At 68.4% G+C, this 15,413-nt stretch carries 10 protein-coding genes; 3 read left to right on the top strand and 7 right to left on the bottom strand.

Annotation, left to right across the window (positions count from 1 at the left end; genetic code table 11):
* Nucleotides 1-51: 51 nt before the first annotated feature.
* The gene (locus ACTJI2_RS18080; protein ID WP_440842951.1) at nt 52-666 is read right to left on the bottom strand and encodes a YdcF family protein; all 615 of its coding nucleotides are present in this window, start codon (nt 664-666) and stop codon (nt 52-54) included.
* A gap of 2 nt (nt 667-668) precedes the next feature.
* Complete coding sequence (locus tag ACTJI2_RS18075) at nt 669-1,628, bottom strand: pyridoxal-phosphate dependent enzyme (RefSeq protein ID WP_440842929.1); 960 nt, start codon at nt 1,626-1,628, stop codon at nt 669-671.
* Between the two features lie 149 nt (nt 1,629-1,777).
* Between ACTJI2_RS18075 and ACTJI2_RS18070 the strand changes: the two genes are divergently transcribed.
* The 3 genes from ACTJI2_RS18070 to ACTJI2_RS18060 all read left to right on the top strand — a co-directional run bounded on the left by ACTJI2_RS18070 (nt 1,778) and on the right by ACTJI2_RS18060 (nt 5,533).
* The gene (locus ACTJI2_RS18070) at nt 1,778-2,353 is read left to right on the top strand and encodes a hypothetical protein (protein ID WP_181444180.1); all 576 of its coding nucleotides are present in this window, start codon (nt 1,778-1,780) and stop codon (nt 2,351-2,353) included.
* Nucleotides 2,354-2,769: 416 nt separating this feature from the next.
* Nucleotides 2,770-4,659 carry a tRNA uridine-5-carboxymethylaminomethyl(34) synthesis enzyme MnmG gene (mnmG, locus tag ACTJI2_RS18065; protein WP_440842928.1) on the top strand — a complete coding sequence of 630 codons (1,890 nt, stop codon included), beginning with the start codon at nt 2,770-2,772 and terminating at the stop codon, nt 4,657-4,659.
* A gap of 43 nt (nt 4,660-4,702) precedes the next feature.
* Nucleotides 4,703-5,533: a nucleotidyltransferase domain-containing protein gene (locus ACTJI2_RS18060; RefSeq protein ID WP_183640163.1), complete on the top strand. Its 831-nt coding sequence runs from the start codon at nt 4,703-4,705 to the stop codon at nt 5,531-5,533.
* 37 nt (nt 5,534-5,570) lie between these two features.
* Here ACTJI2_RS18060 and ACTJI2_RS18055 read toward each other — a convergent pair whose 3' ends face one another.
* The 5 genes from ACTJI2_RS18055 to ACTJI2_RS18035 all read right to left on the bottom strand — a co-directional run bounded on the left by ACTJI2_RS18055 (nt 5,571) and on the right by ACTJI2_RS18035 (nt 15,228).
* A complete protein-coding gene (locus ACTJI2_RS18055; RefSeq protein ID WP_192198171.1) occupies nt 5,571-7,733 on the bottom strand; it encodes a S46 family peptidase in 2,163 nt (720 codons plus the stop codon).
* Nucleotides 7,734-7,815: 82 nt separating this feature from the next.
* A complete protein-coding gene (locus ACTJI2_RS18050; RefSeq protein WP_440842927.1) occupies nt 7,816-8,901 on the bottom strand; it encodes a winged helix DNA-binding domain-containing protein in 1,086 nt (361 codons plus the stop codon).
* 1 nt (nt 8,902) lies between these two features.
* On the bottom strand, nt 8,903-9,607 hold the full coding sequence (locus tag ACTJI2_RS18045; protein WP_440842926.1) for an SIMPL domain-containing protein: 705 nt from the start codon (nt 9,605-9,607) through the stop codon (nt 8,903-8,905).
* Nucleotides 9,608-9,643: 36 nt separating this feature from the next.
* The gene (locus ACTJI2_RS18040; protein ID WP_440842950.1) at nt 9,644-13,366 is read right to left on the bottom strand and encodes a translocation/assembly module TamB domain-containing protein; all 3,723 of its coding nucleotides are present in this window, start codon (nt 13,364-13,366) and stop codon (nt 9,644-9,646) included.
* A 77-nt stretch (nt 13,367-13,443) separates the two neighbouring features.
* Nucleotides 13,444-15,228, bottom strand: a complete 1,785-nt coding sequence (locus tag ACTJI2_RS18035; RefSeq protein ID WP_183640174.1) for an autotransporter assembly complex protein TamA — start codon at nt 15,226-15,228, stop codon at nt 13,444-13,446.
* Nucleotides 15,229-15,413 lie beyond the last annotated feature (185 nt).

Raw genomic sequence — 15,413 nt, 5'->3', positions numbered from 1 at the left:
GCCTCGTCCGGAGCAAACCCGGATGATACTCCCGGCATGCGTCCACGGCGCTCATCGTGATTGCGGCAGCCGATCGCGGTGGAAGAAGTACACCTCGGCCAGCAGGAAACGCCAGCGGGTGGTGAAGCTGCGGAAGCGGGTGGTCGGCGTGGGCGATCCCAGCGCGTCGATGCCCTGTTCGTGGCTGATGCGCAAAGCGCGCGCCATGTGCAGCGGATCGCTGACCACGATCGCGCTGCGCAGATCATGGGTCTGCATCAGCGCCGCGGCCTGGCGCAGGTTCTCGTGGGTATTGCGGGACACCGATTCGATCAGGATGGCCCTGGCCGGCACGCCCTGGCGGATGGCGTAGCGGCGACCGACCTGCGATTCGGAAAAACGCGCACCGGAGCCGCCGTAGCCACCGGTGAAGATCAGGGTCCTGGCCATGCCCCGCTTGTACAGATCGATGCCGTGGCGGATGCGCTCTTCGAACACCGGAGAAGGCTTGGCGTCGTAGGCGGCCGCGCCCAGCACGATGATGGCGTCGGCCGGGGCGGCCTGATCGCGCTGGCCCACCCAGCTGATGTAGCCGGCCACGCCGGCCAGCCACAGCAGCAGCAACATCAGCAGGCGCCATATCCAGCCCCAGAATCCCCTGCGCCGCTTGCGGCGCGCCCCGCCCATGCTCACGCCGGCCCCCAGGGCAGGGCGTCGAGATCGACATTGCCGCCGGACAACACCAGCCCGACCCGTTGCCCGGCGAAGCGTCCGCGATGTTTCAGCAGCGCCGCCAAGACCAGCGCCGAGGAGGGTTCGACGACCAGCTTGAGACACTGCCAGAGCAGGCGCATCGCCGAGATGGTTTCCGCATCGTCGGCCACCAGCACCTGTACCCCGTGCTGGCGCAGGGCGGCGAAATTGGGTTCGCCGACGAGGGTGCGCAGGCCGTCGCAGATGGTGTCCGGCGTGAAAGCGTCCACGCGCCGACCGGCCACCAGCGAGCGCGCGGTGTCGTCGGCGCCGGTCGGTTCGGCCGCATAGATCCGGCAATCCGGTGCGACCCGCGCGGTGGCGATCGCGGTGCCGGTGCTCAGGCCGCCGCCGCCCACCGGGGTCATCACCGCGTCGAACGCGCCGTGGCTGTTGTGCAATTCCAGGATGGCGGTGCCCTGCCCCGCAATCACCGCCGGATGGGTGAACGGATGGATCAGCTGTGCGCCGGTTTCGGCCTGCACCCGCGCGCAGGCCGCCTCGCGCGCGGCCTGGGTGGGCGCGCAGCGATGGATGGTCGCGCCATAGCGCTGGATGGAAGCCAGCTTGGCGGCCACGGCTCCCTCGGGCACGACCACGTGGCAGGGGATGCCGCGGGTGCGCGCGGCCAGCGCGAGGGCGCCGCCGTGGTTGCCGGAAGAATGGGTGACCACACCGCGCCGGGCGTCGGCTTCGGGCAGCGACCACACGGCATTGCAGGCGCCGCGGAACTTGAACGCGCCGCTGCGCTGCAACGGTTCGGCCTTGAAGAACAGGGAGCAGCCGGCCAGTTCGTCGAGTTCGCGCGAGTGCAGGACCGGCGTGGTGTGGGCGTGGGGCGCGATGCGCGCGGCGGCGGCCAGGATGTCGTCGAACGAGGGCAGGGTGTGCGGCATGGCAACAGGTTAACGCACCGCCCGGCCCGGCTGGATGGAGGGAACGGGCAACGGCAGGTAAAGCCCCCGGCCCGTGATGGCCAGGGTTAAGCACGGATTCAATCCGCCGGCCCGATGCTGGCAGTCGCTGGAAAAGTCAGGGGCCGCACATGAAACCAAGACTGCTGATCATCGCTGCGCTCGCCGCGGCCGCGCTGAGCGGTTGCGCGACGTACGACCATGTCGGCGCCAGCGCGGCCGGAGGCTATTACCAGGGCCGCCCGGTGGTCCGTTATTACGACGCCTACGGCTATCCGGTGTACGGCGGCTATTACGGCGGTTACTACAACCGGCCCTCCTACTACGGCCGTCAGCCGTATTACGGCTACTACGGTCCGTACTACCCCTATTACCCGCCGCCGGTGCATCGTCCGCGTCCGGGCCATGACCACGGCGGCTACCGGCCGCCGCCGGGCAGCGGTCCGGGCGGCAACCGTCCGGCGCCCTGGCGCGATCCGACCCGGGGCGCCTGGCGCGAGCACGGCCAGCAGCCGGCGGTCCCGGGCCAGCCGCCCCGACGGGTGAGTCCCGGCATGCCGCCGAGGGTCTCGCCAGGGGCTCCGCCCCGGGTCTCGCCGGGCGCGCCGTCGCGGCCGCAGTCGATGCCGCGCAGCATCAACGAGCGTCCGGCCGGGGCGCCGCGAATCCAGCCCCGCGGCGGACGGGTCCGGGTCATCGAGAACTGATCCAGGGGGGGCAGGCCGCCGGCCGTCGGGCCGTTGGAACCGAAGTTGACCGGTTGCGTCGCTTTCTGACGTCACAGGCGATAAAGGTTCCATGTCGACGTCCGGTGGGGAGTTCTGGATCCCCCCTGTTCCGGTCCCTGCCGGGCGTCGGCGCCCCTTCAAACCCGGCTCCGGCCGGGTTTTTCATTGGCCGACGCGGTATCCTTCGCGCACAAAAAAGGGCCGGCAGTCCCCCGACTACCGGCCCCCGGCATCCCCGCTGTGCGCATGGCTGGCCCCTGTTCCAATCCCAGCCCACGCCCCTGTCGCTTGCCACATCGGGTGCCACGGGTATTTCGCAGGAAGCGTGCCAATCCGGCACTACCCGGCCCGGCGACTCCACCGCGAACGCCGGCCTCCCAGGCTGAACACGAACCATGAACCACGATTTCTACCGCTACGACGTCATCATCATCGGCGGCGGCCACGCCGGCACCGAGGCCGCGCTTGCCGCGGCCCGCGCCGGCGCGCGCGCGCTGTTGCTGACCCACAACGTCGAGACCGTCGGCGCGATGAGCTGCAATCCGGCCATCGGCGGCATCGGCAAGGGTCACCTGGTCAAGGAAATCGACGCGCTGGGCGGGGTGATGGCATGGGCCGCCGACCGTGCCGGCATCCAGTGGCGCACCCTCAACGCGTCCAAGGGTCCGGCGGTGCGGGCGACCCGCTGCCAGGCCGACCGCGCGCTGTACCGTCGCGCCATCCGCAGCGCGGTGGAGGCCCAGCCCAACCTGACCGTGTTCCAGGCGGCGGTGGATGATTTGATCATCGAGAACGAAAGCGTGCGGGGTGCGGTCACCCAGACCGGGCTGCGTTTCCATGCACCCGCGGTGGTGCTGACCGCCGGCACCTTCCTGGCCGGCAAGATCCACGTCGGCGAGACCCAGTACGCCGCCGGCCGCGCCGGCGACCCGCCGGCCACCGCGCTGGCGCACAAGCTGCGCGAAGGCCGCTTCGTCGTCGATCGGCTGAAGACCGGCACGCCGCCGCGCATCGATGGCCGCACGCTGGACTACGCGGTGATGGAGGAACAGCCGGGTGACGATCCGATGCCGGTGATGTCCTTCATCGGCGACGTCGCCGATCATCCCGCGCAGGTGTCGTGCTGGATCACCCACACCAGCGAGCGCACCCACGAGATCATCCGCAACGCGCTGCACCGCTCGCCGCTGTACACCGGCCAGATCGAGGGCATCGGTCCGCGCTACTGCCCGTCCATCGAAGACAAGGTGGTGCGTTTCGCCGAGAAGGCCAGCCACCAGATCTTCGTCGAGCCGGAGGGCCTGGACGTCGTGGAGATCTACCCCAACGGTATTTCCACCTCGCTGCCGTTCGACGTGCAGCTGGATCTGGTGCGCAGCATCCGCGGCTTCGAGCAGGCCCACATCACCCGTGCCGGTTATGCCATCGAATACGACTTCTTCGACCCGCGCGGGCTGAAGTCCTCGCTGGAGACCAAGGCCGTCGCCGGCCTGTTCTTCGCCGGCCAGATCAACGGCACCACCGGTTACGAGGAAGCCGCCGCGCAGGGCCTGATCGCCGGCCTCAATGCCGCCCGTTTCGTGCAGCAGCGGGAGGCGTGGTCGCCGCGCCGCGACGAAGCCTATATCGGCGTGCTGATCGACGATCTGATCACCCACGGCACCAACGAGCCCTACCGCATGTTCACCAGCCGCGCCGAATACCGGCTGCAGCTGCGCGAGGACAACGCCGACCAGCGGCTGACCGGCGTCGGCCGCGAACTGGGCCTGGTCGACGACGCGCGCTGGGCGCGCTTCAGCGCCAAGCAGGAAGCGGTCGAGCGCGAGACCGCGCGCCTGCGCGCGCTGTGGGCCACGCCGAACAACGCGCTGGGGCGCGAGCTGGAAGCGGTGCTGGGCGTGGCGGTGAGCCGCGAGACCAACGCGCTGGATCTGATCAAGCGTCCCGAACTGGACTACGCCAAGCTGATGCGGGTACCCGCGCTGGGACCGGCGGTCGACGACGCCAAGGTCGCCGAGCAAGTGGAAATCGGCGTCAAGTACGCCGGATACCTGGACCGCCAGCGCGAGGAAATCGAACGCCAGCAGCGCAACGAGTCCACCCCGATTCCGGCCGGTTTCGACTTCGCCGGCGTGCACGGCCTGTCGGCCGAGGTGCAGCAGAAACTGGCGCGCGTGCAGCCGCAGACCGTCGGCCAGGCCCAGCGCATCCCCGGCATGACCCCCGCCGCGATCTCGCTGCTGCTGGTGCATCTCACCCGCGCGCGGCGCGCGCAGGTGGCGTGAAGCACGAGGCTTGAACGCAAGCCGATATCGAACAGGAAACCACGTGACGCAAACGGAAACGGACATCCACCCCATTGCGCCGGAGAAACGGGCCGCCATCCTCGCAGCCCTGGCGGACATCGAACGAGAACACGATGTCCGGGTCGTGTTCGCCTGCGAATCCGGCAGCCGTGGCTGGGGGTTTTCGTCGCCGGACAGCGACTACGACGCGCGTTTCATCTATGTGCATCGCGCGGAGTGGTACCTGACCGTGAACGAGCGGACGCGTCCGGGGGCTCCCCAGCGGGATGTGATCGAGCTTCCGATTGACGGTGAACTGGACGTCAGCGGCTGGGATCTGCGCAAGGCACTGCGCCTGCTGTCCAAATGCAATCCCACGCTGTCCGAATGGCTGCGTTCGCCGATCGTCTATCTTGAGGACGGAAAGATCGTCGGAGGACTCCGCGAACTGGCGCAGAGCCACTATTCACGGCTTGCGGCGTGGCATCACTATCACAGCATGGCGAAGACCACTTTCCGTAGCCATTTGAGCGGCGATCGCATCCGCACGAAGAAGTATCTGTACGTCCTGCGCCCGATCCTGGCCTGCCTGTGGATCGAGAAGTCGGAGCAACCGCCGCCGATGGCCTTCGAGACCTTGCTGGATCAGCTGTTGCCGCATGGGCCGGTACGCGAGGCCATTGATGCGCTGTTGGTGGTGAAGCGGACCAGCGGCGAGATTGCCGATGGGCCGCGCGTTCCGGCGATCAGCGACTTCATCGAAATGCAACTGGAACGAATGGGGCGGGATGCTGTGCACCTGCCCGTGCGCGAGGCGGATGAAGAGCCACTCGACAGGTTTTTCCGCCAGGCAATCGGCTTCTCCGCGCGCTAGTGGCGGGCCGGCCGGGGCCGAACCCGCCATTGCCGGCTTACTCCGCCGGCAGCCCCATTTCCTTCAGCAGGTGCGGGGCCGCGTAGACCTTGGACATCAGCCAGCGCATGTAGCGCATGTCCACGTGCACGGCGCGCTTGTAGCGCGGATCGAACATCCAGCTGGCGCTGACCGACTCCCAGTTGCTGTCGAAGTTCAGGCCGATCAGCTGGCCGCGCGCGTTGAGCACGGGTGAGCCCGAATTGCCGCCGGTGGTGTCCAGGTTGGTCAGGAAGTTGACCGTCTGGGTCTTCAGCGCGGGATCGGCGGTGCTGCCGAAGTCGCCCTTGGCGATCGCCGCCAGCAGCGGTTTGGGCGCATCGAACGGTACCGTGTCGGTGTTCTTCTCGACGATGCCGGCCACGGTGGTCACCGGCGAGTAGGTGACGCTGTCGCGCGGATGCAGCGATTCCACCTTGCCGTAGCTGACCCGCAGGGTGCTGTTGGCGTCCGGGTAGACCGAACGTCCCTGGCTGCGGTACCAGCCGGTCAGCGCCTGCATGTAGGCCGGGCGCAGGCGCAGCAGATCGCCGTCGCGCTGCTTGCGCTCGTTCTCGATGCGCAGCAGCGCCGGCTGCAACTGCGCGGCGAGCGCCAGCAACGGATCGGTCGAGCCGGTGATCGCGGCCGGTTCGGCTTTCAGCAGGCCGACGCGGGTCGCTTCCTCACCCAGCGCGGTGCCGCCGTAGACACGCGCGAGGGTGGCTTCCAGGCTGGCGGCGTCGCGACCGAAGGCCGCGTCGAATTCCGGCAGGCGCTGCGCATCGGGCAGCTTCTGATAGCGGCCGACCAGCTCGGTCAGGAAGGCGCGCTCCATGCCGGCGTCGTAGCGGCGCTGGACCTGCTTCAACTGGCCCTCGATGAGGGCGAGGTCGCGATCCTGGTAGCCGCCTTCGCGATCCGCGTCGGCCTTGCCGCGTTCCAGCGCCAGCCGCTGCAGGGTAATCGCGCTGCGCAGCAGCTGGGTGCGGCCGTCGATCATGCCGACCAGCATGTCGCGCTCGCGCATGGCGCTGGCCTGGTCGAGCAGCGCCTGCGCCTGATCGATGCGCGCGCGCGTCGACGTGGCGTCGCCGCCCGACTTCGCCAGCCACGCATACATCGCCTTCTCGGCGTCGGCGCGGACCTGGATGGCGTTGCTGCGGCGCAGGCCTTCCAGTTCACCGCTGAAGCGCTTGCTGCTGTTCTTCAGGCCGGACAGCTGGCTGGCGTACTTCACGCCGGCTTCCGGATCCGCCTTGCCGCGCTGCTGGACGATGCCGATCAGCGCGTCCAGCACTTCGACGTTGGCCGGCAGGCCCCATTCGATGCGCTCCTTGAACTCGCTGGCGAAGCGGTGGCGGTAGGTGATGCCGGGATAGCCGGCGAGCATCGCGAAATCGCCTTCCTTCGGGCCATCGAGCGCGACCTGCAGGTGCGCGGGTGCGCGGTAGGGCACGTTGTCCGGGCTGTACGCCGCCGGCTTGCCATCCTTGCCGACGTAGGCGCGCAGCAGGGTGAAGTCGCCGGTATGGCGCGGCCACATGAAGTTGTCGATCTCGTCGCCGTAGTTGCCGATCGCGCGTGGCGGTGCGTACACGAGGCGGATATCGCGCAGTTCCAGCTGCTTGATACGGTAGAAATCGGCGCCGTAGTACATGGTGGCGACGCTGCAGCGCATGCCCGCCTCGCGCTCGCACTCGCTGACGATGCGCTTGTTGGCGCGATCCACCGCGTCGTAGTACTCGCGACCGGTCTTGCCGGCGGCATCGCGCATCACGTCATCGGTCACGCGATCGAAACCGACGGTCACCAACACCCGGTAGTCGGGATTGGCCGGAAGCTCGGCGGCGCGATCGCCGGCGATGTAGCCCTGATCGATCAGGTTCTTCTCCGGCCTGGAGTTGTACTGGATCACGCCGTAGGCGACGTGGTGGTTGGTCAGCACCAGGCCATCGGCGGAGACGAACGCGCCGGTGGCGCCGCCGACCTTGACCACCGCGTTGAGCGGCGGCCGGGTCAGGTCGGCCAGCGCGGCCGGATCGCCCTCGAAACCCGCCTGGCGCAGCGGCGCGGCCAGCTGCGGCAGCTGCGAGGGCATCCACATGCCCTCGTTGGCCTGCGCGGGCAGGGCCAGGGCGATGCCCAGGGCCAGGGCGGTGAAGGGCGTGCGTGCGCTCATGGGCGGGAATCCTCGGAAAAGACAGCCTGCGACGATAGCGGCCCGCGCCGCGCGGGGCAATTGCGAATGCCGCATGGGCGCCTCAGTCCGCGGCGAGCACCACCGGCTGGCCGATGAACTCCCCGTAGCGTCTGGCGGCCCGCGCGAGCGCAGGCCGGTCCGCCTTGCGCAGGGGCCGCAACGGCGTCAGCGAGAGCGTGGCGCCCTGCCGGTCCAGCGTGCGCTTCCACAGTGCGTTGACGCGGCCGTCGACGATCAGGCTGGGGTTGACCAGCCCGTTGATGCCGACCACCTGCCGGTTGTGCGCGGCGTCCAGCGCGGCGCTGCGGTCCTTGTAGCCGACCAGATATTCGTCGAACGGCGGCAGCAGGTGCACCGCCGGGACCGCTCGCGCGGGCGCCGACGGCGATTCGGTGAACCAATGCCGGACGCCGTCGTAATCATGGTGCGAAAGGGTCGGCTTTGCGCCATCCACCGCCGCCTGTGCATCGCGCACGGTCAGGCCCGACCACCAGGCCAGATCGTGCACGGTGGCCGGACCGTGTCCGGCGAAGTAGCGCCGCGCCAGTTCCGCCAGCGCCGCATCGCGGTCGAGGATCGCGGTGCGTGGAATCCATTCGTCCAGCAGCACGAACGTCGGCTGCTTGCCCTCGCGTGGCCCCTGGCAGATCAGGCCTTCATGGGCGAGTCGACCCAGGATGTGCAGGCCGCGTTGCCCTTCGGTGTCGACTTTCCGTTCGGCCAATGCTTCGTAGAGCGCGCCACGGGTCAACTGCCTGCCGCCTTCGAGCAGTCGCGTGACCACCTCGGCACAGCGGCCCGTCGTGTGCGCATCCAGGCCGAACTCGCGCTCCTGGCGCGCACGGTCGCGGTCGAGTGCACGAACCGCCATGAGCGACAGCATCCAGCGTGCATCCTCCGGCGCCACCAGGTGCAGCGTCCCGCGCATCGGCCAGGTGCGCACGATGCGGCGCTCGGCGATGGCCCGTTCGACATCGACCTCGCGCGCACCCTTGGTGCGCAGGCCCACCGCCCACAACGACCCATAATAATCCTGCGCCTGCACCGCCAGCAGGTGGCGGACCGTGTCGGCGGGATCGTCGCCCAGCGGCGTGCTGATGCCTTGCCGGTGAAGCCGCCATCCGGCAACCGAGGGAGGGCCTTCCATCTCAGCGCTTGAGCTCGAAGACCGCCCGGACGTTCTCGCGGTATTCCACGGTGGGCTGGACGTAGCGCCCGGATGCGCTGCTTCCGGTGACCACGACCGTGTCCAGCGTTCCTCCCTGGTATCCGAATTCCACCTGTGAAGTGATGCTGTCGATACTGTAGATGGGGCCGAGTGCAGCACCGAACGCTACGGAAGTGTCGCGTGCCTGCGCGTGCGCATTCTGGATGGCCTTGCGCTTGGCCTCGGCGCGAAACTCGGCCGCACGCGAGGACTCGAACTGAAGGTTGCGGAAATTCGTGGCACCCGCAGCGAGTCCCGTGTCAATCAGATCATTGAGCTGGTCGATCCGCGTCAGCAGCACGGTGACGGTCCGGCTGGCCTCGTAACCATTGGAAACCCGCTTTCCGGAGTCGGTGTAGTCCACATCCTCGGAAGCCTGCAGGCTTCCCGCCTCGATGTCCCCGTCCGCGATGCCGAAACGGGAAAGCGCTTCAAGCAACCGGTTGACCCCCTGGTCCACGGCCTTCTTGGCGGGGAGCGGCTGCGCGGCACGGGATTCGAATTGGAAACTCAGGCGAGCGCTGTCGGGTTTGGCGGTGACCTCGCCCGCGCCCGACACCACGATGTGCGGCGCGTCGGGCAGCGGAGTACCGGCGAAGGTGGGAGCGGCGAGGACGAACAACAGGGCAAGAAAAACCTGACGCATGAAATCTCCCTTTCCAGCGAAGTGGATGAACCCGTTCTATTTTTCCTTGCGCCAGTTGATCGAGCCACGGCTCTCGATCGTGCTGGACTCGATTTCGATGTCGAAGCCCTTGCGCAGCAGGTACTTCAGCGTCACCGCGGAACCCGAGCCGACCATCGAAACGCCGTAGCTGACATACAGCCGCGGCGACAGGTACTTGCCGACGCCGAACACCGAACCGCCCAGCGTGCGCGATTCCAGCACGCCGGCGTCGTCCAGGCCAATCTTGGCGCCCAGCTGCGAGGCCAGCAGGCCGGCGCCCGCCGACAGCGCCGAGGAGGCGGCGTTGATGCGCTGGCTTTCGTCGCTGCTGGCGCTGTTGAGCGAGCGACCCAGCACCAGGTAAGACAGTGCCTCGGATTCGGAGCTGGCCGGATCCGACCACACCTTCGCACGCGGTTGGCTGGCGCGGCCGGTGACGTCGATACCGGCGGTGACACCCGCGCTGATCACCTCGCGCTGGGCGCGGATGTTGATGCGCGGATCACTCACCGCATTGTTGCTCCAGGTCAACTCGCCGCGGGTGATCTGGAGTTTCTGCCCGTAGGCTTCGTAGCGTCCGTCCACGTCCAGCCGGCCCGTCGCGACCATCTCGCGGCCCAGTCTCGAGCGCACCCGCATATTGCCGCCCAGCGTGCCTTCCAGCCCGTAACCCTTCAGCGCGACCTTGTCGCCGAGGGTGATGCCCAGATCCAGATCCAGCCGCGAACTCGGCGTGCGTTCCGGATCCGCCGGATCCAGCACCACCACGTCCTCGGATGCGGAAACGCCATCGTCGAGTTTTTCGACGTCGATGCTTGCCGACGGCACGGTGACATCACCGCGTACCTGGATGGTGTTGTCGGCGAAGCCGACCTGGATATCGGGCGAGGCGATGGCGCGCAGATCGGTGGTGTCGGACACCAGCACGTTGTCGCCACGCACGTTGAATTGCAGCGGCGTGGTGTCGTTGTTCCAGCCCAGGCTGCCGTCGACCCGCAGCACGCCTTCGCCGGACTTCACGCTGCCGTCGATGCGCGCGCTGCCGTCGGCCAGCGCGACCAGGCGGGCGGTGCCGTCGGTGAGGGTGATGCCCAGCGCGGGCAGTTCGCCGGTGAACTCGGTCAAATCCGCTTCGCCGGTGAGCGCCGGGCGGCCACGGGTGCCGGCCAGGCCGATGTGGCCGGCCAGCTTGCCGCGCGGGCGTACCAGGTCCGGCGAGAACAGTTCCAGCCAGAACAGCCGCGAGTTGTGGAAATACAGATCGCCACGCAGCGGCGAGAACTCGTCCCAGCCGGTGTTGACGGTCGCGTCGACGTAACCGTTGCCCTTGAAGCCGCTGCCCAGCCGTGCCTGGATGCGCTGCGGGTTGAAGTCGGCGTCGAAGGTGAAGTTGTCGTAGCTGATCAGCTCGCCGCGCGCGTTGTTGCCCAGCTTCATGCCGCCTTCCAGCGAAGCCAGGTGGACCTTGCCTTCCCAGGCGTTGCCGCGTGGCCGCAGGCTGGCGTCGAGGGCCAGGTTGCCGCGCAGGACCAGCGGGCGGCCGCTGTTCTGCGGCAGCCACGGATGCACCAGCGTGAGCGGCAGCGAATCCGAATGCAGGCTCAATCCCTGGCGCGGCCAGTCGGCCTCGGCGCACAGCGCGCCACCGTCGTTCGAAACCAGGCAGGTACTGCCCAGCGTCCAGTTGGCGCCGCGCTGGGCGAACCGGGCCGGCTGCTGCAACTGCCATGCGCTGCCCTTGGACGGAGCGATGCGCAAGGCATCCAGTCCGCCCTGCCAGTTTTCGCCGCGCCGCTGCGCGCTGCCCGTCAGGGCGATCGCGCCCATCGGATTGCGGGCATCGGCGTCCACCCGCAGGTCCTCCACCGCGCCGCGCGCATCCAGGCGCAGCTCGTCCAGCACCATGCCGACGTTCACCGCGTTCGCGCGCACCGCCAGTTCGCCGTTGCCGCTGCGCCAGGGCAGACGTCCGCGCAGGCTGACGGTATCGGCGCTCCAGTCGTTCCAGCGCAGCTGGTTGCCGGACAGATCGGCCTCGATGTCCGGCGCCGTGCGTGCGCCGGTCAGCTTGACCGTGCCCTGCAGGGTACCGCTGCCGGTGGGCAGCAGATCGGCCAGGTGCAGCGGCGACAGCGAAGCATCCACCGCGAGCCGATCGCCGACCTTGCCCTTGGCCTGCACGCGGCTGCCGCCCAGCGTCATCGCCAACTGGCCCTCGCCGTCCTCGCCGTGCAGCGCGAACTTGCCACGCGCATCCAGCGGCCGCCCACGCAGCCGGCCCGCCAGTTTGGGCAGATCCAGGGTGGCGTCGAAGCCGCCGGCCTCGCGCGCCTGGCCCTGGCTGCTGAATTCACCGGACAGGTTGCCGTCCCAGTCGGCCAGGAAATAGCCGGGATCGAAGCCGGCCAGCTTCGCTTTCATGTCCCACTTCAGGACCGGCGTCCACGCCACTTCGCCATCGGCATCCAATTGGCCGGTCGGCATCTTCGCGCGCAGCGTCTTCACCGTGGCGCGCTCGCCGTTGCCGGCCGCATCGAATTCGACCTGCGCCTTCTCGCCGGCGCGGGTGAAGCCGGCCTTGCCGACCGCCGCCCAGTTCTCCAGTTGGCCGGCCACGCCCAGATCGGCGTTGGCGCCGATGGCGGTCTCGGCGCTGTCGCCCCAGCGCAGGCCACGCGCGTTGACCGCGAACCGGAACTGCGGATTGGCCGGATCCTTGAAGTCGGCGCGCCCGCGCAGAGTGGTGATGCCTTCGAACGCGCGCACGACCAGCGGTTCCACCGTCAGTACCTCGTCGGCGATGGCCACCTGCGAGGGATCGATCACCAGCGTGGTCTGATCCTGGACCACGCGGCCCTGCAGCGTTGCCTTGCCGCCCGCGCCATCGGCTTTCAGATCGAAGGCGAGCGGCAGGCTGTCCTCGGTGACGGCCAACGACGCCAGATCCAGCAGATCGGTCTTGCCGGTGAAATGCCAGGTCGGATTCTCGGCGCCCTGCAGGGTGAGCAGCACCCGCACCGGCGCGGGTGCGTTGCCGGCGAGCGCCATCTCCATCTTGTTGATGTCGCCGCGCGCGACCAGGCCCAATCGAGCCGGGGCCTTGCCGGCCGGTGCGGGGAACACGCCGGTCGCGATCAGGTCGGTGCGGTAGCCCTTGCCCGGTGCATAGCTGCCATTCGCGTTGAAGCGGCCGCGGTCGGTGTCGAGCGCGAGCTTCTCGGCGGTGAAGTAGCCGTTGCCGATATCGATGCCGCCACGCCCGCGACGGATGTCGATTACCGGTTCGCCGGCCTGGGAAATCCTGAACCCGTCGATGACCAGGGTGTCGGCCTGGATCGCCAGCGGCATCTGGATCTGCGGCAGCGATTCGGGCCAGCGAGGCAGTTCGAACGGCTCGTCGCTTTCCGGCACGTCCAGGGTCGCATTGCGGATCTCCAGCGCGTCCAGCCGCAGGCGCTTGCCCAGCAGCGGACGCAGATCCGGATCCAGGTACACGCGCTCGGCGGTGAAATGGATCTTGTCCCAGCGGAAGTCGACACCGTGCAGGGTCAGCGGTCCGGCCAGCGGACCTTCGACCTTCTTCCAGGTCAGCGAGGAGTTGGCCGGCAGCCGCGCCACCACCTGCGCCAGCAGCACATCGCGGCCGGCCACGGTCTGCAGCAACCAGTACAGGCCGAAGCACAGCAGCAGGACCAGCACGCCGGTGCCGATCGCGCTGCGGATGGCGAGCACGCGCATGCGCGCCCGGCGTCGCGCCCGCAGTTCGGCGATGCGGGCTTCGCGCTCTTCCGGGGTGATGTCGTCGGCGGGCCGGCTCACAGGTCGGTTCCGATGTTGAGGTAGATCTGGAATTGCGAATCCGGGTCGTTCAGGCCGTGCGCCAGATCCAGCCGCACCGGGCCGATCGGCGAACGCCAGCGGAAGCCGACGCCCACGCCGGTGCTCAGGTCCGGCATGCCGCCGTCGAAGGCGCTGCCGGTATCGACGAACACCGCGCCGCCCCACGGACCGCCGCCGGGGTAGTACTCGTACTCGGCGCTGGCGGTGACCACGTTCTTGGCGCCCAGCGCGTACTTGCCGATGCGCGGGCCGACTTCGCGCCAGGCATAGCCGCGGATGCTGCGGTCGCCACCGGCGAAGAAGCGCAGCGAGGGCGGCATCCCGACCAGGCTGCTGGTGAAAGTGTGGCCATACTCGCCACGGAAAATCAGCGCGCTGTTGCGGCCGAACTCGCGCGACCAGCGCGCGCGGATGTGCGCCTGCAGGAAGCTGGCATCGGAGCCGGCGCCTTCCACGCCGCCGCGCAGCAGGACCGAGCCGGCCAGACGGTCGGGGCGGTTGGAACCCACCGGCGCGTTGAGGTAGTCGGCCTGCAGCGAGGGATAGGTGAAGGTGGCGTAGCGGTACTCCGGCGATTCAAGATCGTTGCCGTCCTCGTCCTCGTAATACGCCCAGCGCTCGCGCAGCGCGTGGATCGAGGCGACCGCGGTCCAGTCCTCGTTGATCTGGCCGCTGCGGCTGCCGATGAATTCGATGTGGCGCAGATCGATGTAGTCGGTCTGCTCGTCGCTGGCCTGCACCGCGAGGGTGTACCAGCCGTCGAGCCACTTGAAGGCGGGAATGCGGTACTGGGTGAGCAGGGTCTTGCGGTTCTGCGCGTAGTCCAGCTGGGTGGACAGCTTGTGTCCGCGCGAGTTGAGGTAGCGCCGATCCACGCCCATGCGGATACCGGCGCCGCTCTCCGAACCATAGCTCACGCCGGCGGTGTAGATGGTGCGCTTGGCCAGGCTGAGGTTGACGTCGATCGGCACGCGGCCGTTTTCCGCCTTGTCCGGATTGGCCTGGATATCGATGTTGCTGAAGTAGTCGAGCCCCACCAGCGACTCGCGCAGGCGATCCAGCTTGCCCTGGTGGAAATAGCTGCCTTCCTCCCAGTACACCAGCTTGTCCAGCAGTCCGGGTTCGAACTTGCTCTGGTGGAAGGTGGTCGGGCCCATGTCGTAGCGGATGCCGCTGACCCAGGCAAGATCGATGTCGGCCGCATGCTCGGCGCGGGTGACTTCCACCCGGCGCTGGGTGAAGTCGGCGTCGAAGTAGCCGCGATCGGCCAGGCGCCGCACGATCTTGAGCTTGCTGGCTTCGTAGGTGGTGTGATCGAAAATCTCGCCCGTGCGCGGCGCGAACGCGGCCAGATCCTCCTTCAGGTAGCGATCGTCGCCGCCTTCGCCGTCGATGCTCAGGCTCGAACGCCGGACCCGCACCGGCTCGCCCTTGGATACGCGGATGACCACCTCGACCCGTTCGTTTTCTCCATCGCCGGTACGGTTGGCCTGCACCTGGATGTCGGGCGAGTAGTAGCCGAAGGGTTCCAGCGCCTCGCGCGTCTGCGCCACGGCTTCGTTCAGCAGGTACTCCAGCCGCGATTCGCCCAGGCGCTTGCCGATCGTGTCGTTCAGCGACAGGGCGACGTTGATGTTCTCGACCATCGCCTCGTCCTCGACCCCTTCGATGCGGACCTTGTCGATGGTGGCCGCGGCCCAGGCGGAGCCACTGGCGGCAAGCAAGGCGATCAGGGTGGCGAGGGGGACGATTCGTCGCATGCGGGCAGGATAACCGGCGAAGGGATTTTCGGGTTAAAGGAACATGAGGGGCTCGTTCGGACCTCGATGCGATGGTCCGGGCCGATGCTGAATGATGGAGCCCGTCGCGAAGGGCGATGGCCGTGGATTAGGGAAGCTTCGCCACCGGCGGTTGCATCGAGGGCCGCGCGTGCATGGCGGCGATG

This window comes from Pseudoxanthomonas sp. 22568 (assembly GCF_052044485.1).
Taxonomy (GTDB): Bacteria; Pseudomonadota; Gammaproteobacteria; order Xanthomonadales; family Xanthomonadaceae; genus Pseudoxanthomonas_A; species Pseudoxanthomonas_A beigongshangi.
This window is presented reverse-complemented; position numbering and strand designations above follow the sequence as displayed.

Coding starts and splice junctions, on each gene's coding strand:
- ACTJI2_RS18080 (WP_440842951.1), bottom strand. CDS start 666: ATGGGCGGGGCGCGCCGCAAGCGGCGCAGGGGATTCTGGGGCTGGATA.
- ACTJI2_RS18075 (WP_440842929.1), bottom strand. CDS start 1,628: ATGCCGCACACCCTGCCCTCGTTCGACGACATCCTGGCCGCCGCCGCG.
- ACTJI2_RS18070 (WP_181444180.1), top strand. CDS start 1,778: ATGAAACCAAGACTGCTGATCATCGCTGCGCTCGCCGCGGCCGCGCTG.
- mnmG (WP_440842928.1), top strand. CDS start 2,770: ATGAACCACGATTTCTACCGCTACGACGTCATCATCATCGGCGGCGGC.
- ACTJI2_RS18055 (WP_192198171.1), bottom strand. CDS start 7,733: ATGAGCGCACGCACGCCCTTCACCGCCCTGGCCCTGGGCATCGCCCTG.
- ACTJI2_RS18050 (WP_440842927.1), bottom strand. CDS start 8,901: ATGGAAGGCCCTCCCTCGGTTGCCGGATGGCGGCTTCACCGGCAAGGC.
- ACTJI2_RS18045 (WP_440842926.1), bottom strand. CDS start 9,607: ATGCGTCAGGTTTTTCTTGCCCTGTTGTTCGTCCTCGCCGCTCCCACC.
- ACTJI2_RS18040 (WP_440842950.1), bottom strand. CDS start 13,366: ATGCGCGTGCTCGCCATCCGCAGCGCGATCGGCACCGGCGTGCTGGTC.
- ACTJI2_RS18035 (WP_183640174.1), bottom strand. CDS start 15,228: ATGCGACGAATCGTCCCCCTCGCCACCCTGATCGCCTTGCTTGCCGCC.